General features: G+C 63.3%; 31 protein-coding genes. 19 read left to right on the top strand and 12 right to left on the bottom strand.

Annotated features, from left to right (window positions below; all coding sequences use genetic code 11):
- The first annotated feature begins 41 nt into the window (after nucleotides 1-41).
- Nucleotides 42-1211 carry a carboxylate-amine ligase gene (locus tag ABD884_RS12975; protein WP_345046170.1) on the top strand — a complete coding sequence of 390 codons (1170 nt, stop codon included), beginning with the start codon at nucleotides 42-44 and terminating at the stop codon, nucleotides 1209-1211.
- A 92-nt stretch (nucleotides 1212-1303) separates the two neighbouring features.
- A complete protein-coding gene (locus ABD884_RS12970) occupies nucleotides 1304-2401 on the top strand; it encodes an AI-2E family transporter (protein ID WP_345046169.1) in 1098 nt (365 codons plus the stop codon).
- Here ABD884_RS12970 and ABD884_RS12965 read toward each other — a convergent pair whose 3' ends face one another.
- Together ABD884_RS12965 and ABD884_RS12960 are read right to left on the bottom strand one after the other, a co-directional pair.
- Nucleotides 2402-2707, bottom strand: coding sequence for a helix-turn-helix domain-containing protein (locus ABD884_RS12965; RefSeq protein ID WP_446680547.1), 306 nt, complete (start codon nucleotides 2705-2707; stop codon nucleotides 2402-2404).
- A complete protein-coding gene (locus ABD884_RS12960) occupies nucleotides 2626-3261 on the bottom strand; it encodes a CoA transferase (protein ID WP_345046167.1) in 636 nt (211 codons plus the stop codon). The genes ABD884_RS12965 and ABD884_RS12960 overlap by 82 nt, the downstream gene beginning before the upstream one ends.
- A gap of 107 nt (nucleotides 3262-3368) precedes the next feature.
- On the opposite strand from ABD884_RS12960, the gene ABD884_RS12955 reads away from it, so the two are divergent.
- Together ABD884_RS12955 and ABD884_RS12950 are read left to right on the top strand one after the other, a co-directional pair.
- Nucleotides 3369-4286 (top strand): LysR substrate-binding domain-containing protein, encoded by a 918-nt coding sequence (locus ABD884_RS12955; RefSeq protein WP_345046166.1) that lies wholly within the window; start codon nucleotides 3369-3371, stop codon nucleotides 4284-4286.
- 100 nt (nucleotides 4287-4386) lie between these two features.
- Complete coding sequence (locus ABD884_RS12950; RefSeq protein ID WP_345046165.1) at nucleotides 4387-5049, top strand: HNH endonuclease; 663 nt, start codon at nucleotides 4387-4389, stop codon at nucleotides 5047-5049.
- A gap of 24 nt (nucleotides 5050-5073) precedes the next feature.
- On the opposite strand, the gene ABD884_RS12945 is transcribed toward ABD884_RS12950, so the two are convergent.
- From ABD884_RS12945 to ABD884_RS12930, 4 genes are all read right to left on the bottom strand, one after another.
- Nucleotides 5074-5544, bottom strand: coding sequence for a GbsR/MarR family transcriptional regulator (locus ABD884_RS12945; protein ID WP_345046164.1), 471 nt, complete (start codon nucleotides 5542-5544; stop codon nucleotides 5074-5076).
- Entirely contained in the window at nucleotides 5541-7235 is a 1695-nt protein-coding gene (locus tag ABD884_RS12940; RefSeq protein ID WP_345046163.1) for an ABC transporter permease, read from the bottom strand. The genes ABD884_RS12945 and ABD884_RS12940 overlap by 4 nt, the downstream gene beginning before the upstream one ends.
- Nucleotides 7165-8148: an ABC transporter ATP-binding protein gene (locus ABD884_RS12935; protein ID WP_028266989.1), complete on the bottom strand. Its 984-nt coding sequence runs from the start codon at nucleotides 8146-8148 to the stop codon at nucleotides 7165-7167. Before ABD884_RS12935 ends, ABD884_RS12940 begins: the two co-directional genes overlap by 71 nt.
- A gap of 149 nt (nucleotides 8149-8297) precedes the next feature.
- Nucleotides 8298-8492 carry a YegP family protein gene (locus ABD884_RS12930; RefSeq protein WP_345046162.1) on the bottom strand — a complete coding sequence of 65 codons (195 nt, stop codon included), beginning with the start codon at nucleotides 8490-8492 and terminating at the stop codon, nucleotides 8298-8300.
- A gap of 280 nt (nucleotides 8493-8772) precedes the next feature.
- Between ABD884_RS12930 and ABD884_RS12925 the strand changes: the two genes are divergently transcribed.
- Nucleotides 8773-9219, top strand: coding sequence for a universal stress protein (locus ABD884_RS12925; RefSeq protein ID WP_345046161.1), 447 nt, complete (start codon nucleotides 8773-8775; stop codon nucleotides 9217-9219).
- 108 nt (nucleotides 9220-9327) lie between these two features.
- Here the strand turns inward: ABD884_RS12925 and ABD884_RS12920 are convergent, their stop codons facing one another.
- Together ABD884_RS12920 and ABD884_RS12915 are read right to left on the bottom strand one after the other, a co-directional pair.
- A complete protein-coding gene (locus tag ABD884_RS12920; RefSeq protein ID WP_345046160.1) occupies nucleotides 9328-10158 on the bottom strand; it encodes an ABC transporter permease in 831 nt (276 codons plus the stop codon).
- On the bottom strand, nucleotides 10155-11078 hold the full coding sequence (locus ABD884_RS12915; protein ID WP_345046159.1) for an ABC transporter ATP-binding protein: 924 nt from the start codon (nucleotides 11076-11078) through the stop codon (nucleotides 10155-10157). The genes ABD884_RS12920 and ABD884_RS12915 overlap by 4 nt, the downstream gene beginning before the upstream one ends.
- Before the next feature lie 287 nt (nucleotides 11079-11365).
- On the opposite strand from ABD884_RS12915, the gene ABD884_RS12910 reads away from it, so the two are divergent.
- The 3 genes from ABD884_RS12910 (at nucleotide 11366) to ABD884_RS12900 (ending at nucleotide 16020) form a co-directional block, all read left to right on the top strand.
- Entirely contained in the window at nucleotides 11366-12115 is a 750-nt protein-coding gene (locus ABD884_RS12910) for an ABC transporter ATP-binding protein (RefSeq protein WP_345046158.1), read from the top strand.
- Nucleotides 12112-13590, top strand: coding sequence for an FtsX-like permease family protein (locus ABD884_RS12905; RefSeq protein ID WP_345046157.1), 1479 nt, complete (start codon nucleotides 12112-12114; stop codon nucleotides 13588-13590). The genes ABD884_RS12910 and ABD884_RS12905 overlap by 4 nt, the downstream gene beginning before the upstream one ends.
- Before the next feature lie 426 nt (nucleotides 13591-14016).
- A complete protein-coding gene (locus tag ABD884_RS12900; RefSeq protein WP_345046156.1) occupies nucleotides 14017-16020 on the top strand; it encodes a glycoside hydrolase family 3 protein in 2004 nt (667 codons plus the stop codon).
- Here the strand turns inward: ABD884_RS12900 and ABD884_RS12895 are convergent.
- The 3 genes from ABD884_RS12895 to ABD884_RS12885 are packed head-to-tail and all read right to left on the bottom strand — an operon-like array spanning nucleotide 15937 to nucleotide 17538.
- Nucleotides 15937-16494 carry a YdcF family protein gene (locus ABD884_RS12895; RefSeq protein ID WP_345046155.1) on the bottom strand — a complete coding sequence of 186 codons (558 nt, stop codon included), beginning with the start codon at nucleotides 16492-16494 and terminating at the stop codon, nucleotides 15937-15939. The two genes, ABD884_RS12900 and ABD884_RS12895, sit on opposite strands and share 84 nt — an antisense overlap.
- A 51-nt stretch (nucleotides 16495-16545) precedes the next feature.
- A complete protein-coding gene (locus tag ABD884_RS12890; RefSeq protein ID WP_345046154.1) occupies nucleotides 16546-16893 on the bottom strand; it encodes a nuclear transport factor 2 family protein in 348 nt (115 codons plus the stop codon).
- A gap of 60 nt (nucleotides 16894-16953) precedes the next feature.
- Nucleotides 16954-17538 (bottom strand): YceI family protein, encoded by a 585-nt coding sequence (locus tag ABD884_RS12885; protein WP_345046153.1) that lies wholly within the window; start codon nucleotides 17536-17538, stop codon nucleotides 16954-16956.
- A 146-nt stretch (nucleotides 17539-17684) separates the two neighbouring features.
- On the opposite strand from ABD884_RS12885, the gene ABD884_RS12880 reads away from it, so the two are divergent.
- Together ABD884_RS12880 and ABD884_RS12875 are read left to right on the top strand one after the other, a co-directional pair.
- Nucleotides 17685-17924, top strand: a complete 240-nt coding sequence (locus ABD884_RS12880) for a hypothetical protein (protein WP_345046152.1) — start codon at nucleotides 17685-17687, stop codon at nucleotides 17922-17924.
- Nucleotides 17925-17927: 3 nt separating this feature from the next.
- Nucleotides 17928-18605 carry a DUF981 family protein gene (locus ABD884_RS12875; protein ID WP_345046151.1) on the top strand — a complete coding sequence of 226 codons (678 nt, stop codon included), beginning with the start codon at nucleotides 17928-17930 and terminating at the stop codon, nucleotides 18603-18605.
- Between the two features lie 92 nt (nucleotides 18606-18697).
- Here ABD884_RS12875 and ABD884_RS12870 read toward each other — a convergent pair whose 3' ends face one another.
- Nucleotides 18698-18862, bottom strand: coding sequence for a hypothetical protein (locus tag ABD884_RS12870; RefSeq protein ID WP_345046150.1), 165 nt, complete (start codon nucleotides 18860-18862; stop codon nucleotides 18698-18700).
- Nucleotides 18863-18964: 102 nt separating this feature from the next.
- Between ABD884_RS12870 and ABD884_RS12865 the strand changes: the two genes are divergently transcribed.
- From ABD884_RS12865 to ABD884_RS12825, 9 genes are read left to right on the top strand one after another with little or no spacing between them, the layout of a single operon-like run.
- Nucleotides 18965-19219, top strand: coding sequence for a hypothetical protein (locus tag ABD884_RS12865; RefSeq protein WP_345046149.1), 255 nt, complete (start codon nucleotides 18965-18967; stop codon nucleotides 19217-19219).
- Entirely contained in the window at nucleotides 19219-20154 is a 936-nt protein-coding gene (locus tag ABD884_RS12860) for an FAD:protein FMN transferase (RefSeq protein WP_345046148.1), read from the top strand. Before ABD884_RS12865 ends, ABD884_RS12860 begins: the two co-directional genes overlap by 1 nt.
- Nucleotides 20151-20720 (top strand): ferric reductase-like transmembrane domain-containing protein, encoded by a 570-nt coding sequence (locus tag ABD884_RS12855; protein ID WP_345046147.1) that lies wholly within the window; start codon nucleotides 20151-20153, stop codon nucleotides 20718-20720. The genes ABD884_RS12860 and ABD884_RS12855 overlap by 4 nt, the downstream gene beginning before the upstream one ends.
- Nucleotides 20717-21940: an NADH-ubiquinone oxidoreductase-F iron-sulfur binding region domain-containing protein gene (locus tag ABD884_RS12850; RefSeq protein WP_345046146.1), complete on the top strand. Its 1224-nt coding sequence runs from the start codon at nucleotides 20717-20719 to the stop codon at nucleotides 21938-21940. The genes ABD884_RS12855 and ABD884_RS12850 overlap by 4 nt, the downstream gene beginning before the upstream one ends.
- Nucleotides 21937-22161, top strand: coding sequence for a ferredoxin (locus ABD884_RS12845; RefSeq protein ID WP_345046145.1), 225 nt, complete (start codon nucleotides 21937-21939; stop codon nucleotides 22159-22161). The genes ABD884_RS12850 and ABD884_RS12845 overlap by 4 nt, the downstream gene beginning before the upstream one ends.
- 37 nt (nucleotides 22162-22198) lie before the next feature.
- Nucleotides 22199-22870: a response regulator transcription factor gene (locus ABD884_RS12840; RefSeq protein WP_345046144.1), complete on the top strand. Its 672-nt coding sequence runs from the start codon at nucleotides 22199-22201 to the stop codon at nucleotides 22868-22870.
- Entirely contained in the window at nucleotides 22867-24159 is a 1293-nt protein-coding gene (locus tag ABD884_RS12835) for a sensor histidine kinase (RefSeq protein WP_345046143.1), read from the top strand. Before ABD884_RS12840 ends, ABD884_RS12835 begins: the two co-directional genes overlap by 4 nt.
- 35 nt (nucleotides 24160-24194) lie before the next feature.
- Nucleotides 24195-25634 (top strand): ferredoxin reductase family protein, encoded by a 1440-nt coding sequence (locus ABD884_RS12830; protein ID WP_345046142.1) that lies wholly within the window; start codon nucleotides 24195-24197, stop codon nucleotides 25632-25634.
- On the top strand, nucleotides 25631-26116 hold the full coding sequence (locus ABD884_RS12825) for an FMN-binding protein (protein ID WP_345046141.1): 486 nt from the start codon (nucleotides 25631-25633) through the stop codon (nucleotides 26114-26116). Before ABD884_RS12830 ends, ABD884_RS12825 begins: the two co-directional genes overlap by 4 nt.
- The last annotated feature ends 11 nt before the right edge of the window (nucleotides 26117-26127 follow it).

Below are 26127 nucleotides of genomic sequence, written 5' to 3'. Positions count from 1 at the left end.
TGTGGTTTTTGGGGGCAGCTTTTGTGGCCCACACTTGGCAAGTGCGTACTTTTGGTGTTGAAGAAGAATTTCTGATCGTGGATCCTGACAACGGCAGCCCCGTGCCTCTGGCGGGAGATGTGTTGCGCCTTCATGATGCCGGTCCCGAGGGGGAGGCTCCGTCTTTTCGCCCGACGATGGCGGTCGAGCTTCAGCAGGAGCAACTTGAAGTCATCACCTCTCCGCACAGCAGTCTGGGGGCACTCGCCGCTGAAATACGCGCGGGACGCCTTTACGCCGATTCGCTCGCTTGGAAGGTGGGCGCACGAATTGCCGCCCTCGGTACCTCGCCGCTGCCGGTCACTCCCCATGCAACCGCCACGGACCGCTACGACGCGCTCCTGGAAAAGTTTGCCCTGACGGCGCGGGAGCAGCTGACATGCGGATATCACGTCCACGTTTCCGTCGATTCGGATGAGGAAGGCATCGCAGTCCTGGACCGGATCAGGTCCTGGCTTCCGACCCTGACCGCGCTGAGCTCGAATTCCCCGTTCTGGAACGGGGCCGACAGTGGTTACGCCAGTTTCCGAACCCAAGCCTGGAATCGATGGTCAAGCGCCGGTCCTACGGAGGTCTTCGGGTCTGCCCGGGCCTATCAATCGCTGGTGGCGGAACTGTCGGGTACCGGGGTGGTCATGAGTCCGGATTTCGATGCTCGGCTGTCGGCCCGACACCCAACTGTCGAGATCCGCGTCTCCGATGTTTGCCTTGATTCCCGGGATGCCGTTCTGATTGCGGCATTGGTGCGTGCCTTGGTGGATACGGCCGCCAGGGACTGGAAAGAGGGGCAGCGGCCGGACATGGTTTCTGCAGCTGTCCTGCGGCAGGCTGCCTGGCGCGCGAGCCGGTTCGGCCTGGACGGGGAGCTGCTCGATCCGAAAACCCGCAAGCCCCTCGCCGCAAGCCATGTTCTCGGCGCGCTCTACGCCCACGTGCGCGATTCCCTGGAAGAGACCGGGGACGCGCCCTACGCCAAGGAGGGATTGCAAAGGATCCTCGGCCAAGGCACGGGAGCCGCCCGGCAGCGGCAAGCCCACGAACGCGCCGGCACCCTCGCCGGGGTGGTCGCGTATGCGACAGGCGTTACGCATCTCGTCCCAGCTGATCACCAGCCCGCCGGGAAGGCATACCTCGCGTCAGAGGCGGGGACTGTCGCCCTCGTAGCGGGCTAACCGTCGTCTGGTATGGGTCATCAAGCGCAGGTCGTTCGTCATGCGCTACGGTGAGGCAGTCACTGCCGGAGCCAAGGCCAGGAAGGGATCCATTGACTGAAGGCAATAATTCCCCGGACAAACGCACCACGTCGGCGATCTGGTCCGACGGCCTCGGCCGCGCCGGGATCCGTTCAGGGCAGACGCTCCTGGTCATCACGCTGGCATGGGTGATTCTGTGGGGTATGACCAGGGTGCCGCTCGTCATGATCCCGGTCATGATCGCGCTCATTCTTGCTTCGGCAATTTCACCTCTTGTGCGTTGGCTGACCGGCCGCCGCTGGCCGAGGGCCCTGGCCGTTGCGGGGTCTTTCGTGTGGATCCTTGCAGTCTTCGGCGGGGTCATCACCGGAATCGTCTTTCTTATCAGGGGGCAATCCAAGGAACTTGCCGCGAAATTCACCGCAGGCATTGATCAACTGCACCAATTCCTGAATTATGGCCCCTTCAAAGTCAGTGACGAGCAGCTCCGGTCCTTGGGTGATTCCATCCAGCGCTTCTTCACTAGCAGTAGTTTCGGTGCCGAAGCCCTGACCGGGGCGCGTACTGTCGGTGAAATTCTGGCTGGCCTGGTTCTCATGGCGGTGATTCTGTTTTTCTTCCTCAAAGACGGCGAGAAGATCCGGACATTCCTCTTCGGATTCCTCCCGGCCAGCCACCAGGCCAAGGCCCATTTGGCTGCAGAGCGAAGTGCCGCCGTCCTGGGAGGCTACGTCCGTGGCACGGCTCTCATTGCGGTGTTGAACGGATTGATCATCGGAACAGTCCTGGCGATCCTCGGCGTCCCGCTGGCCCTGCCTCTGGGCGTATTCGTGTTTATCGGCGGCTTCATTCCCATTGTTGGTTCCACCGCGGCCGGGACCCTGGCCGTGGGGGTCGCCCTCATCTCGAACGGTCCGGTGACGTCCCTCATCGTCCTCGCTGTCCTCATTGCGGCCAACCAGCTGGAGCACCACTTCCTGCAACCGGTCTTGATGGGCAAAGTCCTGAATATCCATGGGCTGGCCATTTTGCTGGCCCTGGCCATCGGCACCATGCTCGCAGGCGTTATCGGTGCGTTGCTGGCGGTACCGACCGCCGCCGTTGGCTGGACGGCCATCAAGACGTGGACCGGGCGAGGAGAAGCCCTCGCTGACGGCACCGCGGCCTGATCAAGCCCCGGGAGCCATCATCCGTTCCTCGTCGTCAATCTTCAGCGCACGCATCTTGCGGTACAGGGTGGTGCGGCCGATGCCGAGGATTTCCGCCGCGCGGGACTTGTTCCCCTCGGCATCCCGCAGGGCAGCGACGATCGCGTCGCGCCCTGACTGCTCGTAACGGCCCAGTGTGGACCAGGATGCCTGGAGCATGGCCACCGGTAGGTCTTTGGTTTGAATCAGGCCGCCGCCTGTCGTCTGCTGCAAGGTGGCGAGCAACCGCGCCAGTTCGCCCGCATTGCCTGGCCACCGCCAGGCCAGGAAGGCTTGGAGCGCAGCGGGGGAGAACCGGGGTGCCGGCACGCCGGGGAAGAGGTCGGCAGAGCCGCCCCGCCGGCGGAGCCGAAACCCGTGATGGACGCATAGATGACGGCGGGGTTGCGCTCCGTAATGGACGCGTAGTCCAGGCCGAAGCGGTCAAGCCCGCCGGGCTTGAAGTTCTCGACGACGACGTCGGCGCTTTCGGCAATGGTGCGTGCGGTCTCGAGGTCGCCGGGGTCACCGAAGTCCAGCGCGATGGAGCGCTTGTTGCGGTTGATCGAGAGGTAGTACGTCGATTGGCCTTCGAATACGGGTGGTTTCCACGCACGTGTTTCGTCGCCGGACGGGCTCTCGACCTTGATTACTGTGGCGCCCATGTCTGCCAGGAGCATCGTGCAGTAGGGTCCGGCCAGCACCCGGCTGAAGTCGGCGACAACGATTCCGGCCAAAGGCCCGCTGGAGTTGCGGCCGAAAGGGTCCCGGCGTGAGCGTTCGGTGTGGCGGTTTTCGGCTACCTCCGGGGCAAGGGGAGTCGCGTTGCTCTGCGGTGTCATGGGTCCTCTTCCGTGGGAGAAATCATTTTCACTATCCCACCGGGGATTACAGTGCGTCCAATACTTATTGACTGTTGGATTATTGCGCTATCTGAAAGAATTACTCCATGGAAATTCAACAGCTTCGGGTGTTCCTCGCTGTGGCGGAGGAGCTGCATTTCGGTCGGGCGGCTGAGCGGCTCCACCTTGCACAGCCCCCGGTCAGCCGGATGGTGCGGCAACTCGAGCGGGACCTCGGCACAGACCTCTTTCTCCGGAGCACACGCAGCGTCCAATTGACGGCGGCCGGCGCGGCGTTACTTGCGCCCGCCAGGGAGCTCCTGGCCGCAACGCAGCGTGCCAAAGCCGGGGCCTTGGCAGCTGGTCGGGGAGAGATAGGCACGGTCAAACTCGCTTATGCCGGCGCATCGACCCACGTCCTGGTGGGTATGCTCGCCCGAGAAGTTCGGAGGGTTCATCCGGGAATTGAATTCCGGCTTAACAGTCAGGATTTCGCGCTCCCGGCCCTTGCGAGGGTTCTCACGGGCGACGTGGACGTCAGCCTCGGCCGGTGGGATTTTGTGCCCGCGGGTGTCCAGTCCCGCATCATCGTGGAGGAACACCTTGTGATGGCTGTCCCGGCGTCCCATCGACTCGCCTCGAAAGAGGAGGTACGTGTCGCTGATCTTGCCGGAGAGCCGTTCGTGGCATTGCCCCCACACGAGGGCTCGGTACTGGGTGATCGTTTGCGCAGGCTCAGCCTGGGCGCTGGGTTCGATCCGGACATCGTCCAGAGAGCCCCCGATTCGTGGACCGCCATGGCGCTGGTCGGGGCCGAGGTGGGATGTTCTCTGACGGTTTCCTCCGTGGCCGAGAACGTGACCGATCCGCACGTGCACTTCCTCCGGGTGGTCGACGAAACCCTGCCGATCTATCTCCGGATGGCGTGGCGCGGGACCTCGGACAACCCGGCGTTACCCCCCGTCCTTGCGCTTGCTGAACGAGTCTGGCCCGGCCCTCCTCAGGAAGCGGTCCCGGAGGAATAGGCAGCAACCGGCATGGAAGCAAGGCCGCCGCCAAGATGGGAGGCGGCTCCCGGCATGTCTGTATGGCTGGCGAGAGGTTTCACCGTACAAAGGAAGGACCATGAAGACCCTCCGATTCCGCACTCTCGCCATAATCCTCCCCGCCGCTGCGCTGCTGACGCTGGGTACCGCCTGCTCCGGTCCGGTTGCCAAGTTGGGCATCGCCGGCCACGGACCAACGGCATCCGCCCCGGCGGTGCCACCGCCCTCTGCTCAGGAGAGCGGTGTCAGGCAGGTCCATTCGCCCGGTGCCGTCGCCGTGGATGAGAACCTGGCGCCGGGACAATGCGCCGCACGGGTGGTTGACGCCGCCGCAGGAGATGTCCTCCCCGACCCCGGCTGCACGCCCGGAGCAATCGACCCGGCCGTCAGCCAGGACAATATCGACTCCACCATCTGCAAGGCCGGCTACACCGCTACTATCCGGCCCCCGGCGTCGGCCACCGACAAATTCAAAACCACGAGCCTGTCCGCCTACGGGCAGAGCTACGAGCGCACCACGGAGCTGGACCACCTGATCCCACTCGAGCTCGGGGGCACAAACTCGGCATCCAATCTCTGGCCGGAGCCCAACCGCGCGGGCGCCACCGGCACCACCAATCCCAAGGATGCGGTGGAGAACACCTTTCACAAGGCGATCTGCAACCACACAGTGAAGCTCGCCGATGCGCAGAACGCGATCGCCGCCAACTGGGCAGGCGCGTTGAAGACCCTGGGCCTCTAAGCCACGGCCCTCCGCTTGATATGTCTAGGCCTTGAGCCGAGTATGTTCCCACTCATCGAGGAGCTCCGGCAGCCGGGTCATGAGGAACCTGTAGAAGGCGCCCATTTCTTTGACCCTGGCCCTCGCAGCAGATCCCTCCTGGAGGCTCGAAGCGGTGGAGTCGGCGAGGTCGGCGAGGCGCTGGTACACGGGGTTCTGCCGTAGGGAGGCGACGTACCATGCGTTGTCGGGGAGAGCGTAGCGGTCGCGGCGGCTGCCGGGTTGCGAGACCCTGTGCACGAAGCCGACGGTCTGCAAGTACCGCACGGCGCCGGAGACGGCGGCCGCGCTCGCGCCCAGTATCTCGGAGAGTTCGGCTGCGGTCAGCCATCCGTCCTCGGAGACAACAAGAGCCATCAGCGCGCGGGCTGGCATCTTGGGGAAGCCCGCGGCCATGAGGACAGCCGCGGAGGTCTCGGCGGCGTCGGGCATACGCTCGATCCCGGAACTTGTCACGCCGTGCCCACCTCCCGGCGGCGCACGGCCGCGAGCGAGAGCGCCGTGAGGACTGCGGCGACGCCGAGCATCCAAAAGCCCCCGCTCCAGTCTGTCCCGGTGCTGGTGGTGACGGGGGTGTGGGTAAACGGCGAGAGGTCCCGGAGCTTCTGGTCAAGGCCGAGCATGCCGCCGTAGACCCCAAGGATGACTCCGACGCCTAGGAGCCCCCACCCGGCGGGCATCGTGGCGCGGGGCCAAACGACAAATACTATGGCGGGCAGTGCAAGGTAGATGAGTGCTGCGGGGAGCTGGTCTGCAGCGGTTTGCCAAACGTCGCCAACTGCGCCCGAGGTGTCTCCGAAGGCGACGAGGGAGACCCATGCCCCGAGTGCCGTGAACGCCATGACGAGCACCACCGAGACCGCGCCGAGTCCGAGGAAACTCCCTAGCCAGCGCATCCGGCCCACCGATTCGGCCAAGACGGGCTCGGCGGTTCCGGCCACCTCTTCCTGGCGGAGACGCAGGACGGCCTGTAGACCGCACGCCGCGGCAAGTATCCCGGCTACCTCGAACAGGGCCGCGACCAGGAGCTGGGTCATGGATGTGCCCTGCGCCTCGATCATGCCGCGGAGCACGGCAGTGATTTGGGGGTTGGAGGTGATCGAGGACTGGATCGCGGAGCCGAGTGAGCCTGTGAGCAGGCCCGTCGTGAGGCCGCCGATGCACCAGCCAATGATCGCTCCCTGTTGCAGGCGCAGCGCGAGCGAGAAGCTCCCGCGCAGCCAGGGCCGTGCGTCGGCGCGTCCGGATCGACCCGCGAGCACGCTCGCGCCGATGTCCCGCTGCGCCATGATCGCTACCACGACGGCGGTGCACGCCGCCCAGAGCACGAGTGGCAAGAGCAACGGCCACCATCGGTTGCCCGTGTAGGCGAAAGTCTGCTGGCCCCAGCCGATGGGGGAGAACCAGCTCGGCCATGCGGCTGTCATGGTCATCCCATCGGGACTGACCTGTCCGGTCGCGTCCCCGAACCCGCGCAACAGGTACGCGAGCATCACAAGCGCCGAGGCGATGCCGTTGGCCCCGCGGGACGTGCTGAAGAACTCGGAGGCCAACAGGCCCACCCCGAGGAAGGCGAAGCCCACGGCACCTGTCGCGAAGCCAGCTACGAGCGAGCCGGCCGGGTCAAGCCCTCCGGCCATGAACCCTAGCGCTGTCGCGATGGCCACGAGCACGTTGGCCACGGCGCCGTGAAGGACGGTTGCACCGAGCGGGGCCCATCGCCCGGCGGCCGTCGAGGAAATGAGCTCGGCCCGGCCCGACTCCTCTTCTGCCCGGGTGTGTCGGACCGCCATGAACGTATTCATGAGTCCGGCAAGGACGGCCAGGAACGCAAAGATCTCGAAGAACGTGAACGAATCGAGCCCCGGACCGCGTGGCAGACCGCGCAGGACCAGAATCGCAGGAGCCGCGGCGGCCAGCTGAAGCACCTGCGCGCGTGTCGCGTCGTCGCCGAAGGTCTTCGCTATGGCTGCGACGGCGAACAGCGCGAGCACTCCGATCGAGAGGACCCACACAACGATCTGCCAACGGTCCCGGCGCAACCGCTGTCGGTACAGGATCCACAACGCGCCCATTTCAGGCCCCCGTCCGAACAGCACGGTGGCGCCGATGGTGGGTGCCGCCGTCGTCCTCTTCCTGCGCGGCAAGCGGGGCGACCGTGTCGCCGTAGTGGCGTAGGAACAGCTCTTCGAGCGACGGCGGTGCGATGAGCAGGCCTTTGACCCCGAGGGTGCCAAGAAGTGGCAGGACCTCGTGGACGCGATCGGAATCGGCGCCGAATTTGACGCGCCCGTCGGCCACGGTGAGGTCGTGGACCTGGGACAGTGTGTCGAGCGCGTGGGTGTCCACACTGTCCTGCGCGAACGAGATTTCCGTACGGGTGAGGTGGCGCAGTGCGTCGAGCGTGCCGCCGTCGACGATCCGGCCGGCGCGGATGATGCTCACGCGGCCGGCGAGCTGCTCGACTTCGGAGAGGATATGGCTCGAGAGCAGCACGGTAGCGCCGTTCTCGTCCACGATCCGCCGGATCTCGCGAGTGAAAACAGCCTCCATGAGCGGGTCAAGGCCGCTCGTGGGCTCGTCGAGGAGATACAGCTCAGCATCCATGACGAGGGCGGCGATGAGCGCGACCTTCTGGCGGTTTCCCTTCGAATAGGCACGGCCCTTCTTGCTCGGATCGAAGTCGAAGAGTTCGCAGAGGTGATCCTTGCGCTCCTTGTAAGTGGCGTGGTCCACGGCGCCGTCGCGGAGTCGGGAAAGGAGGTCGATGGCCTCCCCGCCGGAAAGGTTGGGCCAGAGGCTCACGTCACCCGGAATGCTCGCCACGCGCCGGTGGAGCTCGACGGCGTCCGCCCACGGATGCATGCCCAGAACCGTCGCGCTGCCCGACGACGCGCGGGCCAGCCCGAGAAGGATGCGCAGCGTGGTGGTCTTCCCGGCGCCGTTCGGCCCGAGGAAGCCGTGGATCTCACCTTTGTGGACCTCGAGGTCCAGGCCGTCGAGCGCTCTGACGCGCCCGAAGTTCTTGTGCAAGTCGACAGTGCGGATGACGGTGTCCATGCCGCAAACATACGCAGTTTTCACAAAGTTTTGAAATACCGAAAGACCCTTGTGTTCCTGTGCGGTTCGTGCGTAGGCCTTTTCCGTGTGTTTGGGGCATTCGCACCGCGACGGAACATGGATCCGGCACCGGTGGGATGCGGCGGCACCTAGTCTTTTTCCAAGCCGATGAGATCCACGACGGGGGTAGAAGCGGCGCCGTTCTGCACCGATTCAAGATTTATCAGAGCTTCGTCCTTGCTGCCGTAAGCCTCGCTTGTGACAATGACCGCCCCGTTGCCGTCCTTGATCCGAAACCTATAGAACCCCGCATTGTCCGTGTAAACCTCAATGCTGCCTTTCATTCTGGCGTCCTTTGCATTTTCACGCGGTCACACATCTCGTACACATTGCTCCTGGCCGGGTATTTTGGCTCCATTCCAAGACTGCTGTGCCGATATGAAAACGTGTAGTGCCGAAAGTCACCTTCTGATTCCATTCGTTCTGGTCAAGCCGCGCGGTCAAGCAGCGCTGCGACCGGGACTTACGCCCCTACCCAGCCCTGCTCACCGGCGATCCAATGAAATGACTTCCTTCAGGAAATAGATCCGGGGTGCCCATTGAGGAAGCGAAAGGATTAATGAGATGACCAGCACCAGTTCATTCGTGATTGTGCTTGGCTTTGACGGTTCTACACATTCCCACAAGGCACTGAAGTGGGCCTTGGACGAGGCCGGCCGGCGCAACGGCGAGCTCCGCCTGATCACGGCATGGAGCAAGCCGCCGATGTCTTGGTACCCGGCAGTACTGGAAACGGCCGCTGGTGAAATCGTGGCCGAGGATTCCCCCGAACGAATCGCAGAGAGGTTGCAGGCCGACGCCCTGAAAGCTGCCGCTAGCGAGGGCATAGCGGCAACCGGGCAGGCCGTTCACGCTGATTCAGCGGCGTCGGCCATACTGGACGCCGCTAAGGACGCGGATCTGGTCATCGTCGGGTCCCGCGGGCACGGTGGATTTCCGGGCCTGCACCTGGGCTCGGTCTCGACCCAGGTCATTGACCACGCACCGTGTCCGGTTCTCGTCGTCCGTTGAGCCCATGAAGCAGCGGGGATCCGGACAGGATGGTGATCGTGGTGCACGAATTCCGGGACCCTTCTTTGTTCCCTGTAGCGAAGAAGACTGCTCGTTGGGGCGGGTTGGTTAGGGGTCCCGCCGGGTCCAGGATAGTGCCCAGAGCGTGGTGCCAACGATGACGAATCCGATGAGGAGGGGCAGGGCTTGTAGTGGGTCCAGGGGATTAGGGATGGATGTCGGGTCGTAGAGGGCTGTGGCTGCGTTGATGGGGAGGAAGGGGGCGAGGCCGCGCGCCCATTCCCAGGGCGAGAGTGCAACGAGGCCGGGCAGGACGAGGATCAGTACGAAGGCTGCCGCGATGGAGAACGCGGTGCTTCGCAGGATCCCTCCGATGCACAGTGAGATCAGTGAGATCAGTGTCATCGCGGTGGCGGCGGAGGCCGCGGTTACCAGTATTTCTGTTGCCAATGCCGCTGGTTCCGGGAGTGGTCCGTTTCCGGAAAGCATGGCTGTTGCCAAGAGCGCGGACAGGGCTACGCCGGCGAAACCTATAACCCAGACGACGACCGCCAGTGCCGTGATTTTGGCGCCTATGACCCGCAGGCGCCGGGGGACGACGGTGAGGGTTGATCCGATTTGCCCGGTCGCGTATTCATTGCTGATGCACAACACGGCGACGATCACAGTTAGGAGGATGCCGAAAATGACCGTGAATGTGTAGGACCTTGCCAGCAGTTCCAAGTTGGTTGTGGCGTCGGAACCCATTACTTCTGCTTTGGAGGGTGCACTGATGAGGGTCAAGAGCAGACTGACCGGAATGCAGGCCAGCAGAGTGACGAGGATTGAGCGGACAGAGAGCAGTTTGAGAAGTTCGGAACGGACGCAGCCAATGAAAGTGATCCGGTGGCTTCGAAGGGCGTCGTTCACGGGGGCGCCCGTGGTGGTGTGCTGGGTCATCGGTGGCCTTTCGTCGGGTTGATGGCGCTAAACGTGGCTTCTTCGGCGACGAGTTGTTCGTATGCGTCTTCCAGGGAGCGGTCGATGGATCGTAGTTCGTGCAGCGCGATCCCGGCGCTTGCTGCGATGTCCCCAACAGTGGCTCTTTCCAACCCCAGAACCTGGAGTCGGCCGTTGTCTGTTTGCTGGATTCTCGCGCCGGCGTCTCGGAGCTGAACTGTGAGAGCGTCCGGTTGCGGGCTGCTGACCAGCACCGTGGCTTCGTGCTGGCCGCCTACGATGTCAGCGATAGCGCCATCTGCCAGGACTTGGCCTTTGCCCATGACGATGATCCGGTCGGCTGTGCGTTCCATCTCGCTCATCAGGTGCGAGGATACAAGGACTGTGCGGCCTTCGTCGGCCAGTTGGCGCAGGAAGGAACGGATCCAGTTGATACCGTCCAGATCAAGTCCATTGATGGGTTCATCGAGTATCAGCACGCGTGGATCGCCGAGCAACGCCCCGGCCAGTCCGAGGCGTTGCTTCATGCCCAAGGAGTATTTCCTTACGGGCATGTTGGCTGCCGTGGCAAGACCGGTCAGTTCCAGTACTTCATCGACCCGGGCAGCCTTAATCCCTTGGGTCAGGGCGATAGCCCGGATATGGTTCCTTGCAGACCGTGCCGGATGAACCCAACCTGCATCAAGAAGCGCGCCGACTTCCCCCAGCGGTGCGGACGTAGAAGCAAAAGAGGCCCCGTTCACCCACGCTTTCCCGGACGTCGGGGTGACAAGCCCGAGGATCATTTTCATGATGGTTGATTTTCCTGCCCCGTTGGGGCCCAACAACCCTGTCACCATGCCCGGATGAACCGTAAAGGTAACATCATTGACGACTGGCTGATTGCCGTAGGACTTCGACAAACCTTCAATTTTGATCATTCCCCAAGCCTACGAAGCCGGGAACACGCACTGTTTGATCTTTAGAACTACATTCGGACCCCAAGGACTCAGACCACGGTATGACTTCCTGCCAGAATCGGGGTCGCTGCAGAAAACGGAAGAAATCGTACGTTAGTGGTGTCTGGTCCTTGGGGGCTGACAGCTTTAGTCCACTTATCGGTCCATGCAGGGTCTACCCTGACCGGCCCTTGACCGGCCCCTGATTTGTCCCTGAGTGAGGTCTTTTTCGCGCTTCCTGTGCTGGTGTTGAACATAGGATTCGAGGCATGAATGGTCATCTTGCTTATGCACAGATTCTGTCCGGTGCCAATCTTGTGAAAACCTATGGGAGCAGTTACGCGCTGGCCGGAGTGGATGTCGCTATCGCGGCGGGCGAATCCGTGGCGATCATGGGTCCTTCCGGTTCGGGAAAGACGACCCTGCTCCATTGTCTTGCCGGGATCATCGTGCCGGATGCGGGGGTGGTTGAGTTTAAGTCCGTGTCGCGAATGGTCAGGGTCAATGAGCTCACTGAGCGTGATCGTTCACGTCTGCGCCGGGAATCGTTCGGTTTCGTGTTCCAGCAGGGACTTCTGGTTCCTGAGCTCACGGCTTTGGAGAATGTGGCGCTTCCTCTGATGCTGGCGGGGTACCCTCGTGCGGAGGCCGAGGGCTGGGCGATGGTCTGGCTTGCTTCTCTGGGGCTTGATGGGTTCGAGTTGCGGCGGATCGGTCAGCTCTCGGGTGGTCAGGCGCAGCGTGTCGCGATCGCTCGCGCGCAGGTCACCGGGGCGGCCGTGGTTTTCGCTGATGAGCCGACCGGTGCGCTCGACTCGGGGACCGGTGAAGAGGTGATGAGTGCTCTGCTCGCATCGACCGTTGGTCAGGGGCGCACTCTTGTCGTGGTAACGCATGATGACGGCGTCGCGGCACGGTGCTCCCGCGTGATCCGATTGCGTGACGGCCGTGTCGTCGAGGACACGGCCTCGCAGCAGCCCTCATTCCCAAGGAACCTCCCGAACGGGCCAAGAGCATGACCGGCCCGGTAGAGCCTCAGCAGCCGAGGCCCTCAGGTCTTCCGTACCCCAACCAACCGGCGAACCACCAACGGGGCGCGCCTGCACAAGACCCGTCGACGTTCGCGGCCTCAGCCGCGCCCCGTTCGAACCCCGTGGCCCGGTCCCGCGATCGCGCACCGATCCTGCGGCTGACCTGGATGCTTTCACGCCCGGGGGCCCAGAGCCCAGCAGCCCTTCTCCTGCCCGCCGTCGCTTTCGCCGTCACCACGGCCATCGTGCTCACCGTGCTCGGAGGCGCGATGATGTTCTGGCGGTGGACGAACGAATCCGCGGAGACGTTCCAGTACCTCAGCATCGTCGCCCTCGCCCTCCTGCTCGTACCGTTCGTATCGCTTGGCGGTTCTGCGGCGCGACTGTCCGCCCGCCGCCGAGACGATCGCCTCGCGACGTTGAGGCTGCTTGGCGCGACGCCGGCGGATGTCATGAAGATGACAATCCTTGAATCGACCGGGGTCGCGATCATCGGTGCGGTCGCCGGCGTCGTACTGTATTACGCGATATCGCCCCTGGTCGGTCTGATCCACTTCGGCGGTACGGGCATCGGAGCCGCTGCGCTCTGGATAAACCCGCTCCTCATCATCGCTGTGATCGCAAGCGTTGCCGTCATCGCCGGAGCCAGCGCCGCGATCGGCCTCCGCCAAGTCAACATCTCGCCCCTGGGCGTGCGGACCAAGCAGAGCGCGCCGACCGTGCGCGGGCTGAGGATCATCATCGGTCTCCTCGGCATCGGAGCGGCATTCAGGGCGCTCCAAATCGCGAAGGAAGACCCGAATTTCACCATTTTCGTACTAGTCATCTGCGGCGCGTTCGCTATCGGGGTCGGCATCCTGAACCTCATCGGACCATGGGCGATCTCCAGAGCCGCCCGGAGAAGCGTCAAACGCGCACGATCAGCCCAGCGTCTGCTCGCCGCACGCAACATCCTGGAATCGCCCAAAGGCGCATGGAGACAAGTCAGCGGTGTCGCGATGACCAGCTTCATCGCCGTCGCCGCCGGGTCGCTCATGGCCGTGGCGGCGACCGACGACCCCGAGACAGCGATCATGAACGCCGATATCCGCACAGGCGTCCTGATCGTTCTCTTCACTTCCTTCATCATCACTGCCTGCTCAGTCGGAGTGAATCAGGCCTCCGCCATCTACGATCGCCGGGAACTCTACGTGAGCCTCGACCGGCTCGGAATGCCGCGTGAAGTCATCGAGAACGCCAGAACCCGTGCCGTCATGAGCCCGCTTCTCCTCGTCAGCCTCGGTTCGGCGATCATCGCTGGAATCCTGGTCTTCCCGCTCTTCGGAATCGCCCTGATCATCGCCCCGTTATCAACACTGGTGATCGCGGCGAGCCTCACTGCAGGCATCGGGATCGTCTGGCTCGCGTTGATGGCAACCCGCCCGGTCCTGACCACCGTTCTGCACCAGCCTGAACGGATCTGACCACCGACGAAGCCCGGCCTTTCGGTGGTCGTCAACAGTGCTCTGACCCATCGTTGTTACCGTTCTGAGGCGGGGAGCCAGCGGTAGAGGGTGGGCACAGATACGCCGAGATCGCGGGCGACGTCGACGGCATAATCGAGGACGTGCAGCCGGACATCCCTGCTGGTGGGCTATGTGCAAATGCAAGTTTAGAAACAGAGCGTCATGAACCAAGAGCAACTTGCTATTGACATACATAGGCTGCGCGGCTCCCTGCTGAATAACGACGGCGCTTGAATAACGATTGCGCTCCGAAGTCGCTCGGTTCGTTCGGGATACCCGCGAGTACCTCCTCTACCAAGGGCAGCGCTGGCCAAGGCAAAACACTCGGCATCATCAGCGACGATTGGAATTGGGATTCACATGCACAGAAAGGGAACTACCCTCATGATGACCGCCGCCACCGCCCTGCTCATGACCGGGGCAACCACGGCTGTCGCCGCCGGACCCACCAGTACGGTTATTACGACGACGGCCTCCGCCTCTCCGGACATCGAAGCGCTGATTGCCGGCATGTCGCTGGACGAAAAGATCGGCCAGATGACGTGGACGCACGTGTACGGTTCATCGGCAGATGACATGTCCATGGCGGCCAGCAACCAAGAACGCTACGGAGTTAATACTCCCGCCGAGGTCGTGGAAAAGTACAAGCTGGGCGGCGTCCTTTACTTCGCATGGTCAGGGAACACCAACAACCCCCTGCAGGTTGCGGGCCTCTCCAACGGCCTGCAGCAAACGGCAGTGGGTGCTGACGGAAACGGCATTCCGCTCGCAGTCACCATCGACCAGGAAGGTGGCCTGGTCGCCCGCATCGGATCACCGGCTACAGTGCTCCCGGGCAACATGGCCCTGGCCGCTACAGGAGACCAGGACCTGGCCCGGGCACAGGGCGAAATCCTGGGATCCGAGATGCAGGCCATGGGAATCAACGTCGACTTCGCGCCCGTCCTGGACCTCAACTCCAACCCTGACAACCCAGTCATCGGAATCCGTTCCATGGGCGAGAACCCTGCGCTCGTCAGCGAACTCGGTGCTGCCCAGATCGAAGGCATACAGACCCGCAGCATCGGAGCAGCAGCCAAACACTTCCCCGGCCACGGCGACACCTCCGTTGACTCCCACTACGGACTGCCCATCGTCACCTACGACCGCGCCACCCTCAACAAGCACCTTGAACCATTCAGGGCCGCGATCGATGCGGGCGTGGACATGGTCATGACGGCACACATCATCGTCGAGGCCATCGATCCCGAAATGCCCGGCACGTTGTCGTACAAGGTCCTCACGGGGTTGCTCCGTGATGAGCTGGGATTCAAGGGACTGGTCACCACGGACGCCCTGGACATGGCCGCGATGGCTGCTCAATGGTCGCAGGAAGAGATTGCCGTCAAGGCCATTCAGGCCGGCTCCGACATCCTCCTTAACTCTCCCGACGTCGAGGCCTCGTTCGCTGGGGTGCGTGCCGCCGTCGAGTCGGGCGGGATCACCGAAGCCCGGCTCGATGAGTCCGTTCGACGGATCCTCGAGTGGAAGGTCAAGCGCGGAGTCTTCGAGCAGCCCGTGGCAGCTCTCAGCAATGTAGACAACGTAGTTGGAGCCGCTGAGAACCTCGCCACAGCCAATCTGATCTCCGACCGCGCCGCCACCCTGCTGCGCAACGAGGAGCGGGTATTGCCGCTCGCTCCCGGCAGCTCGGTCCTCATGGTGGGCGCCGGTTCGGGAAACCCGGAAACTGCGGGGCCACTGCTTAAGCAGCAAGGATTCACGGTCACTGAAGACTACGAAAACGGAAGCTCACCCTCCGCTGCCTACCGGACACGAGCGGTAGCCGCCGCGGGCAAGGCAGACGCCGTGGTCTTCACCTCGTACAACGCCACCAGCAACACCGCGCAGCAACAGATGGTGGCAGAACTCGCAGCAACTGGAACACCGGTGGTGGTCATTGCCACACGCAATCCTTACGACATCAGCGCCTTCCCGGGCGCCGACGCCCTACTCAACAGCTATGGCAACAAAAAGGTCAACTTCCACGGTGTTGTGCGGGCGATCTCGGGTGCGGTGAACCCCGGCGGCAAGCTGCCGGTCAATATCCCCAAATCCGATGGCGACGGCGTTCTCCTGCCCTTGGGCTTTGGCCTCCAGTACGATGCGGCGACGCCCGCAGCTGTCACCTTTACCGACCGGCCGGGTCGGGGACAGGACTCGTACACCATCCCTGCTGTTCCGGGCGTGGGCTATCTCATTCACGGCAAGGAGATCGCTGCCGGGACCTACAGGAAGCCCGCCGGCACCGTGACCGTCACGGCCTCACCCACGAAGGGGTACGTCTTTACCCACGGAGCCGCCACCGAATGGAGCCACACGTTCACCACCGGGCTTTCCAACGAGTAGGAGGACCTGCACCACCGGCAATTTCGTCAGTGCGACCGTGATGAGCGGGGCAATTCCAAACATCGGCAGGCAGAGAACGATGTTCGTGAGGCGGTTTTCCTTCATCACGGCCACGAACTCACGAAGGAAAGCGCTGGGCACGGAGTTCTTGGCTATCGGGGCACCCACCACCTTCGCGTTGATCTTTTGCTGACGGGATAAGAGGGCAGCGCGGAGCACACGGTGATTGTTGGTGCACACAAGCAAAGGCCCTTGGATGTCTTTCTCGGCCAGCAGGGCTACGGAGTATGCGAGGTTCCCTCGCGTGGTGATTTCTTGTTCTCCGCCAACACGTTGCCGGGATCCGCGCCCCTGGCCGCCAGATACTCCCTCATTGCTGTCGGCTCGGGCCGGGGTCCCTCCCGGGCGTTGGCCCCCGGAAGGGACCAATACACGTCCGGCCTTGCCAGTCGCGCTGCTAATCCCGATCTTCATGCGTTCTCCATGTCAGAGTCCTCGCCCGCCATCAGGAGTGCACTGGCCAGGCTAGGACCAGATGTATTCTTCGACGATCGCGCCGTCGCGCCACTTTGCGACGGTCACCATCCGGCCTCCGCCTTCGAACTCTCCGATGACACAGGTCCACTCCCCGGAGCCGAACGCGATCGGGTGGGAGGTGATCTGGGGCGGCGTTCCGCCTGCGGATTCGACGTAGGCCTTCATTGCGTCGATGTGTTCCTGAATCCCGTGCGTTGGTGGCTGGCCTTTCCAGTCCACCAGTACATCGTCGGTGTGGTGGTGGGCGAACACGCCGTTCCAGTCGGCGTTGTTCCAGCCGTCGAAGTCAAGGTCGTCCATACCCTTGAGGTTGTTGTTGACCCGGTCATCTTGCATGAGTAGCTTCTTTCCTCGTTGGACCAGCAGTTCCCCACCTGGCCGGCGGCCGGGCAAGTCTTAGAGAGGTCGGATCGCCTCTGCGTCGATGTCGATCGCGATGTCTTTACCCACGAGCAGACCTCCGGCTTCTTTGAGGAGTTCGAACGTGAGCCCGAAATCGCGTCGGGTGATGGAGGCGTGGGCGTGGAATGCGATGCGGATGTTGCCGGATGCGTCGGTCACGGCGCCTCCGAAACGGACGGTGAGTTCAACCGGGCGCGTCACGCCGTGCAGCGCCAAGTCTCCCTCTATCCGCCATACCCCGGCGGTCGACTCCGAGGCCGCCGTGCTGCGGTAGGTCATGGTGGGATAGCGCCCGACGTCCAGATAGTTCTCCGAACGCACATCGTTGTCGCGCACCGGGTTCAGCGTGGTGACCGACGCGGTCTCGATACTGACCTCGACGCTGGACTCAGTCAGGTTATCGGCTACGACGATCGTGCCCTGCACCGCCTCGAATCGGCCCCGGACGCGCCCGACGACGAGGTGCTGGGCACTGAAAGCGACGAAGGTATGCACAGGGTCGAGTTCAAATGTGCCCACGGGAGGGGCGAGAACGTGGTTCACGATGCGGCTGTGGTCACCGTCCGTCCGATCATTCATGCGCAACTCTCCAGAAGCATTCGTCAACCAGCAGTGAATGAGACAAGTTCGTCAGGCTAGACGCTACCCCGCCCGATGCGCATGCGAAAGAGGGCGGAAGGCATTGCCCCTTTCGCTCCATGCCCTACGCGTGGTATCACATCTATATGTCCCAATATGATGCGTTCACCGGGCTCCCGATTGAAGCCAGCGACGCGCGAACTCGGCGGTGGGCGGCGATATTGGTCAGGGCTGTCTTTGCGATCCTGGTGGTCGGTGTTGTCCTGTCGGCGATCCTTTGGGCAGCCATCAGTAGCGATATGGGCGCATTGATCCTGTCCGCCACGTTCGCAGCCTGCGCCGGCCTGCTGGTCATTCGGCAGGCACTTCTGGCAGAACGGAGGTAGCGCATGCTAGATCAGGGCATCACCTACAACACGACCATGGCGATGGTCGCCGGTGCCATCATGCTGTTGGCACTCGTCTTCCTCCGAGTGGTCCAGCAACCTGGGCGCAAAACAATCGACGGATGGGCCTGGATGTTTGCAGCCCTCGGATTGTTTTTGGCCGTCACCGGAACCCACATGACCCTCACCTGGCCACTGAAACAGATTCCCGTTGCCGGCGTCCCTTGCTGCGCGGTCGACAACCTCACCTTCGGTGAACCCGCCATGTTCTATGGCTTTCTGGTGTTCTTCGGGGCCATAGCGTTGATGCGTGCCGAGAGGACCGCCGTCGCCCGCGGGGTGCAGCTCGAGCTGGTGGCAACCGTCCGGCCGTTCCTGTACGCGGGTGCTTTTGGCGGCATCGGGCTCATCATGATCGCCGTCGCCGGACTCGAGTTCGGGATGTGGCATCCGCCTAAGGAGGAACCGATTGCCGGGATGCTGGCGGGCTCCATCCTGGAAGCGCTCTACATGGCGTTCGCCTACGCCATCACTGGCGTCGCCGCGATCACAGCCGCGTTCGCTCCTGAGAATCGCCTGGTGGCCAGGGTCTTCGCTGTGTCGCTGTTCATCGCAGGAATGATGTGGCTGTTCCTCAGCATCACCGTCTTCTACGGACATGTCGGTTTCTTCCCGCACTAAGCCTTGATCCGCGGATCTACCTGGGCGATGACCTGGAGGGCACCCGCCCGTTTGGACGCGCTCGAGGGGGATAGGGCATCGGTGATCCGCCGCTAGGCGCCGCGGGCTGAGTTCGCCGCACCCTTGCGAAGCCGCCGTAGGATGGCCCTGTCATCGATCGAGTCGGCGCCGGCGACCATCCCGGCCATCAGGGGAAGTCGCCGCACAAGGAAGACTGAGCAGAACCGCGACAAGCGATGAATAACGCTCAGCAGCACATTTACACAGCTTCTATACAGGAAACGCTTAGTCGAGGCTAACGCTGGCAATCCTAGAATTAACGCAGCGACACCGGTCAAGCACCAGCCGAGGAGGCTGCCATGAACTCCAGGGAAAGCGGCCACAGGATTGCCCGTCAAGTGACATCGTGGGTGGGGGTCGCGAGCGCGGCGGGCGCGGTGGTTGTGGGCGCGGCAGTCTCCGCTCCAGCCGCGACAGGCAACACGTCTTCGGGTGACACGGGGGAGTCGACGACTCCGAACTACGGCTCGCGCCACCACTATTCATCCACATCGCCGGTGCAGCCTGTCGGGCCCGGATCAACGGCCCCGCAGGGCCGAACGTCAGGATCCTGATGGTAACGGCGGCGCGACGCTGGGAGCTATGGAGCACCGAGGCATTTGTCATCGTCACCGAACCATCGATGCTCGACCAAGCGGTCGATCTAAGCAAAGGCGTATGCCATGAAGTCGAGATGGCGTGCAGCCGTTTCCGCGGCGATTCGGAGCTCATGCTCCTCCGGGGGCAGCTAGGCGCCGGCCTGGAAATCAGCGATGTACTCGCGGCGATCGTTCGCACCGCATTGGCTGCTGCGGAATTGACGGACGGGGATGTGGACCCGACGCTGGGAAGCGCACTCCTTGGAATCGGGTACGGCCGCGATTTCGCTCTTCTCGACGTGCCCCGCGGCCGGGAGCCGGAGTCACCGGGATCAATGATTGTGACAACGATTGCCCCGCCGTGGACCCGAATGGAACTTACCGAAAACAGACTGGCATTACCCGCAGGGGTACTCCTTGACTTTGGTGCCCTCGGCAAAGCCCTGGCTGCCGACTGGGCCGCGGAACGGATTTCGTCGACCCTTGGCTGTGGTGCCATGGTGGTTCTTGGCGGCGATCTGGCGACTGCGGGGGAGGCGCCCCCGGAGGGTTGGGTGGTACTGGTCCAGGACTTGCCGAGTGATCCCTCCGGGTGCGTACGCCTGAGCTCCGGCTACGCGTTGGCCACCTCCAGCACGCAAAAGCGCCGATGGAACCATTCCGGTCGGCAAGTCCACCACATCCTGGACCCGCACACCGGATTGCCGGCGGAAGCTGTCTGGCGGACGGTCACTGTGGCGGCGAAGAGTTGCGCGGACGCCAACACGATCGCCACGGCATGCGTGGTCCGGGGGCGCCGGGCGCCGTCGTGGTTGAGGGAACTAGGCGTGCCTGCTCGCTTGGTTGACAGTGCAGGCAGGGTATCCACTGTCGGCAGCTGGCCTCCGGACGAGATGACGAGTCAATCATGAACACCGTATTCGATCAGGCTCTGTGGGCTGTGGGCCGTGGCTCCGGCGTGGTGGCCATTGTGCTCCTGACGCTTTCTGTGCTGCTGGGCATTGGTGCCCGGTCCGGTCGAGCTGTCGTCGGGATCCCGCGTTTTGCCGTCACGTTGGTGCACCGCAATGTCTCACTCTTTTCGCTCCTGTTCGTTGTGGTCCATGTTGTGTCCTTGCTCTTTGATCCGTTTGCCCAACTCAGGCTGGTCGATTTCTTCGTTCCCTTCCTCGGGGCGTACCAGCCGTTCTGGCTCGGACTGGGGACGATAGCCTTCGATCTGCTCCTTGTCGTAGCGATCACCGCCTTGCTGCGCAACAGGATCGGTCCCAAGGCGTTCAAAGCTGTGCACTGGCTGGTCTACGCGTTGTGGCCGGTATCGGTGCTGCACGCCATAGGAAACGGTACGAACGGCCGTGAGCTCTGGTTCCTCGTCCTCGCGGCGTGTTGCCTGATAGCAGTTGGTGGGGCCATCGCGTGGAGGTTGCACGAGGACTTCGTCGAATATCGGAACGTGCGCAGCCAGGAAAGCCCATGACATCGGATCAGAGCACCATCAGCGTGCGGGGCCATGTTGCGGGCCCGGCCGGCACAACGCGGTTGTTCGCCGCCGGTTCAGGTGATTACGGCAGCCACCAGGCAGCCTTTGGTCCGCTTCCGGCAATGGGCCGGGCGCCGTTGATCGACGAACTCTCCAGATCGGGGCTGGATGGTCGCGGAGGGGCCGGGTTCACGGCGTGGCAAAAGGTGGCGTCCGTCCCCGCGGACGGCCGGCGGCCGGTCGTCGTCGCCAACGGTGCAGAAGGTGAACCGTTGAGCAAAAAGGACGCAGCGCTGCTGCACAATGCCCCCCATTTGGTGATCGACGGCCTTCTGATCGCCGGCCAGAGCCTTGACGCCAAGGAACTGCATCTGTACGCCGGTGCGGAGCAGCTGGCTCCTGTCATCCGTGCCTTCAAAGAACGCGGGGAAGCGCGCATACGCCTGCACGAAGCTCCCGATACGTTCATCTCCGGAGAAGCGACCGCAGTGGTCAGCGCCATTTCCGGCGGCCTGCCTATCCCGCGCGACCGAACCAAGCGGTTGACCGACAGCGGTCTGAATGGCAGGCCGACACTGGTCCACAACGTGGAGACACTGGCCCATCTCGCATTGATCTCCCGCTTCGGTTCTGCCTGGTTCCGTAGCGTCGGTACCGGTTCCGCACCAGGGACCCGGCTCATCACGCTGTCCGGGAACACGGCCGGGGCAAGGGTCTACGAGATCCCGACCGGTCTGTGCTTGACGGAGATCCTCGTGAGTACCGGCGTCGACCCGCAGGCCGTCCGTGCAGCCCTTGTGGGTGGATACCACGGCACGTGGCTCACGGCCGAGCAACTCGACGCGCCGTTCTCAAGGGAAGGCCTGGCTCCGGTGGGTGCCCGGACCGGTGCCGGAATCATTATGACGCTGGGGTCCGGTTCCTGTGGCCTGGCAGCTACTGCGGACATTCTGGGCTACTTGGCGGGCCAGTCAGCACGCCAGTGTGGTCCTTGCACCAATGGCCTACCCAACATGGCGAGCCAGTTTGCGCGCCTGGCTTACGGAGACGCCAGCGGGAGACTTCCGCAGGAGATCAGCCGGCTTGCTGCCTTGGTAACCGGCCGGGGTAGCTGCGCCCATCCGGACGGGACAGCCCGGCTTGCCCTCAGCGCCCTGATGGCCTTTGCCTCCGACGTCGAAGCCCACTTGCGCGGGCGATGCGAGGCGCTGCAGTGACAGACCGAAAGGTGCCCCGCACCACAATGCATATCGACTGGACCCGATGCGACGGCCGGGGTCTTTGTATCGAATTACTTCCGGAACTTCTCACGCGCGATGACTGGGGATACCCGGTGGGGCGTGGCGGGTCCGAAATCCTGATCCCTGAAAACCTCGAATATGCGGCCCAGGACGCAGTGGCGCTATGCCCTACACAAGCACTCAGGCTGCGTAAATGACGCCGGTTGTCCCAGTTCCGACGCTTATACTCCGACTATGAATGAGATGAAGCCACGCGTTCTTTTGGTCGAGGATGACGTGCAGCTTCGGGCAATGCTGGAAGAATTGTTATGTGGCGAGGGCTACGAAGTATCCAGCGCTTCGGATGGACAGAACGGCCTCCACCTTGCCCTGACCGGAGAATTCGACGTCCTGGTTCTGGACCGGGGCCTTCCGGTTTTGGACGGACTGAACCTGTTGATGAAACTGCGCAGAGCGGGTATCGAAACTGCCGCGCTCATTCTCTCCGCATTGGGTAATCCCGCCGACAGGGTCGAGGGACTCGACGCCGGCGCGGAGGACTACCTGTCGAAGCCCTTCGACGTCCATGAACTTCTGGCCCGTTTACGTGCCTTACGACGCCGGCATGTCTCCACCGCGACCACCTTGCGGATCACCGGTGGTCATTTTGACCTCGAATCGCGCAGCGTGACCCGTTCCGATGGTTCCGTCGTGGTGTTGTCCGAACGCGAGAGCGCTCTGCTGGAGGAGCTGGCGCGCTGGCCGAACCGGGTCTTCGGGCGCGGCGAGATTCTTGAGTATGTCTTTCCGAACGCCGAAGAGGCAGGGGTGGTTGACACCTATGTTCATTACCTCCGGCGAAAGCTCGGCCGGGGGAGCGTGCGGACGGTCCACGGGGTCGGCTACAGGATTGGCTCTCTCGCATGACGGGCCAAGCCGAGGGCGAGCTGCAGCGCTCCTCCTGGCGGCTGGCCCTGCAGACCGGCGCTTTGCTGGTGTTGCTCCTCGTGGCGATCGCCGCATCAGTGCTGTTAATTGTGAGCACGAGCCAGACCACGGCAGCTCAACGCCTCCTGACCACCGCCACCGAACACGTGGATTCAATCCAGGACGCGCCTGCCGGGACCTGGCTGGCGATATCCAACCAGGGCACTTTGACGGTGTCGTCTGGGATGCCGTCAGGATTACCGGACCTGAAGGCGATAGCGGCTGTCGCTGCCAGCGGAGTCGCCGCCGAGGAAGACATTTCGATTGCGGGTCGCTCGTATAGCATCCGCACCGCAGATTCCGGCGGTCGAATCGTCCAAGCGGTGTTCGATCGACACGAGAATCTGGAAGAGCTGAGCCGTCTGGGAGTTGCCCTCCTGTTGACCTGCGGGGGAGCGGTGGTGTTGGCGAGCCTCCTGGCCGTCTGGTTGGCCCGGCGCACAATGCGGCCCATGGCCGAGGCTCTTGACCGACAGCGGCGATTCGTCGCGGACGCAAGCCATGAACTGCGCACCCCGCTGACCCTGCTGAGTATGCGTGCGCAAATGCTGCGGCGGCGCCTGGCATCTTCTCCACTGCATGGGCCCGTGAACATCGAGGCGGACGTGGACGCCATGATCGAGGATTCGCGATCACTGACTCGATTGCTCGAGGATCTGCTCATCTCGGCGGATTCACGGAGGGTCGAGCTCACGGACGTCGACGTCGTAGGGCTGGCGGACGACGTCGTCGAGTCCTTTTCGGCCTCCGCCGCACACCGCGACGTCACGGTTGAACGCAGCGGCGTAGCCGGCCCGGTGGAGATCGCTGCCGCGCCAACGGCGCTGCGCCGGCTTTTCGTGGCGTTGCTGGACAACGCCGTTCGTTTCGCCCGGACAAACGTGGACGTGGGCGTATCCACAGACTCGAGGACTCTCGTCATTACGGTCCGCGACGACGGCCCCGGATTTGCCGATGACGTCAAGCCGCGGGCCTTCGAACGGTTTGCCACCGCGGCGCCTGCCGACGCCGCCCCAGAGGACGGAGCAGCGCCGCGCCACTATGGCCTCGGACTCGCACTCGTCGCCGAAGTAGCGGCGCAGCACGGCGGACGGGCGGAAATCGGCACGCAACCATCCGGAGCGGTCATCATGGTGCGTCTGCCAATGATCCGGGGAAATTCCGCGAACTCTCTTGCGGCCGGTTCCTGGTTTCGCGCCTTCGTTTCCAGGCTTCGAAGAATGTTCTAAGAACCCGAACCTAGCATTGCGACCATGAGCAGATCATGGGCCACCGCGGGAGAGACCAGTTGACGGCCCGGGCTGGAGCAACGGGCCGGACGGCCAGTCAGCAGCGGGCACCACAACGGGCGCGCTACCTGCGGAGGGCCCGTCTGGCGGACCTGTTGGAAACGATTGTCTGGTTGTCGGTGGCCCTTGTGCTGGCACTGTTTCTGGCAGACAGCGGACTGGTCGAATTCAAAACCGTCCCGGGCGCCTTTACGGCCGTCGGCATCATCGCCGGACTTGTGGGCACCGACCTGATGCTGATCCAGCTCCTCCTGGCAGCGCGGCTCCCGGTGATTGACCGGGCATTTGGCCACGACCGGGCATTGCTGGTCCACCAGCGGATGGGCAAACCCGTCTTCTACCTCATTTCCTCACATGTGCTGCTGCTGTGGATCGGCTACGCGCTGACGGCGCGATCGAATGTGTTTGCACAGATATGGGACATGTTCATCTCGTTGCCCGACATGAAGGTCGCATACCTGGGGTATGCGCTGCTGGCGGTCGTCGTGATCACCTCACTGGTAGGTGTTCGGCGGAAACTTCCCTACGAAGCGTGGCATGTTGTCCACTTCCTGGCATACGCTGCCGTGCTCGCCGCCCTGCCGCACCAGTTCAGCACCGGGCAATTGTTCGCCGATGGAACCTGGGCGCGTTACTACTGGTTGACCCTCTACTTCGGGGTCGCCGCCGCCCTGCTCGTCTATCGGTTCATCATTCCTGTATTGCGGACACTGCGCCACGATCTCCGGGTCAGCAATATCGTCAACGAGGCGCCGGGGGTGTACTCCATCGAGATGAGCGGACGGTCCCTGGCGGACCTGCCGGTCCGTGGCGGCCAATTCTTCATCTGGCGCTTCTGGTCGCGCGGGCTATGGTGGCACGCCCACCCCTTCTCGCTCTCGGCGGCCCCGGGGGTCCTTCGCCTGAAAGTGACTGTTCGTGAACTGGGAGGCGGAACCGCCGAGCTGAGCTCCCTCAGGATTGGTACCAGAGTGAGCATCGAGGGACCTTACGGGCTCTTTACGGACCGGGCCCGCACCACCCGCCGGGCCGTCGCCGTCGCAGCCGGCATCGGAATTACGCCCATCATCTCTTTGCTTGAGCAGGGAGATTTTGGACCTGGCGAGATGACGGTGATCGTCCGGGCGCCGGACGAGAAGGGTCTCTACCTTTACCAAGAGCTCCAGAAACTCTGCACCAAGAAATCTGCAACGCTCTATGTCCTGCTGGGGCGCCGTCCGAAGAGGGGCCATGACAGCTGGCTGCCGGCCCGTGAGGCCAGCCACCGCATGAGCCTGTCCACGATCGTTCCCCACGTGCGGGACGCCGACGTGTTCGTGTGCGGTCCACGCGACTGGACCGACTTGGTGGTCGAGGACGCGAAACGGGCCGGCGTACCCCGGTTCCGGATCCACTACGAAAGGTTCAGCTGGTGAGAGCTCGCAGCGCCGTACTTGCCGGCCTCGCTTCCGCCGCCGTCCTCCTGATTGGCTGGCATGCTGGAAACCAGGGAGATTCCGCACCCCGCGGCACCACCTCGAAGGCGGCCAGTCCGCCGTCGGGCACTGAATCAGCGGCCGGCACCAGCGTCGGCCCTCCAGCACCGGCCGGTGCCGGTGCTGGTGTTGGTGCCAAAGACGGAACCTTCGACGGCAGCCAGATCCAGACGCGGTATGGCACGATTCAGGTCCAGGCCGTGATAGCCGGCGGCAAGATCACCGACGTCGTGCCCCTGCAGCTGACCGACGTAGGGTCGCTGTCCGGCGAAATCGACCAGCAGGCCGTGCCGATGCTCAAATCCGAGGTGCTGTCGAGCCAGTCAGCCAACGTGGATACAGTGGGCGGGGCGACTTACACCAGCCAGGGTTACCTCAACTCGCTGCAAGCGGCACTCGACGCGGCGAACTTCAAGGGGTAGCGGACGGGGAC

Origin of the sequence: Arthrobacter methylotrophus, from assembly GCF_039539965.1 — a bacterium.
GTDB lineage: Bacteria > Actinomycetota > Actinomycetes > Actinomycetales > Micrococcaceae > Arthrobacter > Arthrobacter methylotrophus.
Note: the sequence above shows the minus strand (reverse complement) of the source record. Positions and strands in the feature narration are given on the sequence as shown.